Source organism: Faecalimonas sp. LCP19S3_D12 (assembly GCF_052121495.1).
Taxonomy (GTDB): Bacteria; Bacillota; Clostridia; order Lachnospirales; family Lachnospiraceae; genus Faecalimonas.
In genome coordinates, this window is the sequence record NZ_JBQKED010000100.1 from 1 (window position 1) to 1,723 (window position 1,723).

Here is a 1,723-nt window from a genome sequence, read left to right on the forward strand (position 1 = left end):
GGTTCTTTCCAATGTTGGTTGAATTCATAGTGTCTTTTGCTCCTACATGTGTTATAGTATAAACAAGATAAAGGGATTAGGAGTGGGGACAAAAATGGAAGAATTCATAAGATTATTAGATGAACATTTAGATTACATTCGGCATGAAATTATTGGGGACACTATTTATATCTATGTAAAAAGTAACAGGGACGAAGTGCTCTGTCCATATTGTGGACAGCCATCTTCAAGGAGACACAGTGCTTATGAGCGCAGTTTTCAGGATCTCCCTATCATGGGAAAAAAGACAAAGATTATTCTCTCTAACAGAAAAATGTTTTGTTGTAATCCAGATTGTTCCCATATTACTTTTGCCGAAACTTTTGATTTCATTTCTACAAAAAGCAAAAAGACAAAACGTCTTTTAGATAAAATCGTGGATGTTTCATTGAGTGTCAGTTCACTAACAGCTGCAAATATATTGAAAGACGGGATTGCGGATATTGGTAAGAGTACCATTTGCAATCTCTTAAAAAAAAGATATCCCCCTTCCGAAGAAAGAAATGGTCACAAAAGTATGTATTGATGACTTTGCATTTCGTAAAAGATATACCTACGGTACAATCATGGTCGATATTGAAACTCACCGGATTATCGATCTTCTCAGTTCGAGAGAGATTGATGATGTGGCGGAATGGCTAAAATCTTATCCCAATATAAAAGTTGTTTCACGAGATGGTTCTGTTTCTTACCATTCAGCTATTAAAAAGGCGGATGAAAATATCCAGCAGGTCAGCGACCGTTTTCATCTACTGAAAGGATTCACCGATGCGGCAAAGAAATTTCTGACTCGATTTTTAGCTGCAAATTTTTTGCTACCTGAGGAATCCTCCCACTATAATGGGACAAAAACAGATGACTACTGGAATCGGCCGCTGAAGGAAGATTTTCCAACCAGAGAACACAATGCAAGTCTCGAAAAGAAACAAGAAACTATACAAAAAGTAAGGGAATTAAAGGAAACAGGATTAAATAATGGAGAAATTGCAAAGGAAGTAGGAATCAACCGGATAACTGTGGCAAAATACTTGAAGCCACACTATAATCCAACAAGTGGAAAGTATAATACAACAGCCCCAAGTAAGATCAAACCCTATGGAGAAGATATCAAACGGCTGCTATCAGAAGGAAAGACATTTCGTCAGATCAATATATATATCCGTGAAAAGGGTTATACAGGTGCAGAATCCACAATTCGGATGTATGCAACAAGGGAAAGAAAGCTAATAAGAGAAGCAGGGGGAACTTCCAGTGAAAAATTGGAGCGACGCTGGCTGATAAAACTGCTGTATAAGCCGATTGACGAGATAAAAAAATTCAGTCAGGAGCAACTGGATAAAGTTATCGAGCAATATCCAATAATTGGGAGACTGTATGATGTTGGGAAAAATTTTAAGGAAGTCTTGTTTTCCCAAAAACCGAAGGAATTGGAAAAATGGATGGAAGAATGTGCGTTACTGGATATAGAAGAAATCACCAGTTTTATGAATGGGCTGAAGCGGGATATACAAGCAGTAAAAAATGCAATTAAGATGGGGTATAATAATGGGCTTGCGGAGGGGAGTGTGAATAAACTCAAAGTAGTGAAAAGGATTATGTATGGCCGTAACAGTTTTGAACTACTGAAAGCAAAACTGTTACGACTTGAATTAAAGCGAAAAGTCAACTAACATTGGAAAGAACC

At 37.4% G+C, this 1,723-nt stretch carries 2 protein-coding genes; both read left to right on the forward strand.

Annotated features, from left to right (window positions below; all coding sequences use genetic code 11):
* Positions 1 to 94: 94 nt before the first annotated feature.
* Positions 95 to 565 (forward strand): transposase family protein, encoded by a 471-nt coding sequence (locus ACTQXY_RS15360; protein WP_441660198.1) that lies wholly within the window; start codon positions 95 to 97, stop codon positions 563 to 565.
* Positions 543 to 1,709 (forward strand): ISL3 family transposase, encoded by a 1,167-nt coding sequence (locus ACTQXY_RS15365; RefSeq protein WP_441660199.1) that lies wholly within the window; start codon positions 543 to 545, stop codon positions 1,707 to 1,709. Before ACTQXY_RS15360 ends, ACTQXY_RS15365 begins: the two co-directional genes overlap by 23 nt.
* The last annotated feature ends 14 nt before the right edge of the window (positions 1,710 to 1,723 follow it).

Excerpts from the sequence above, each read along its gene's own strand:
- ACTQXY_RS15365 (WP_441660199.1), top strand. The coding sequence starts at position 543 with ATGGTCACAAAAGTATGTATTGATGACTTTGCATTTCGTAAAAGATAT.
- ACTQXY_RS15360 (WP_441660198.1), top strand. The coding sequence starts at position 95 with ATGGAAGAATTCATAAGATTATTAGATGAACATTTAGATTACATTCGG.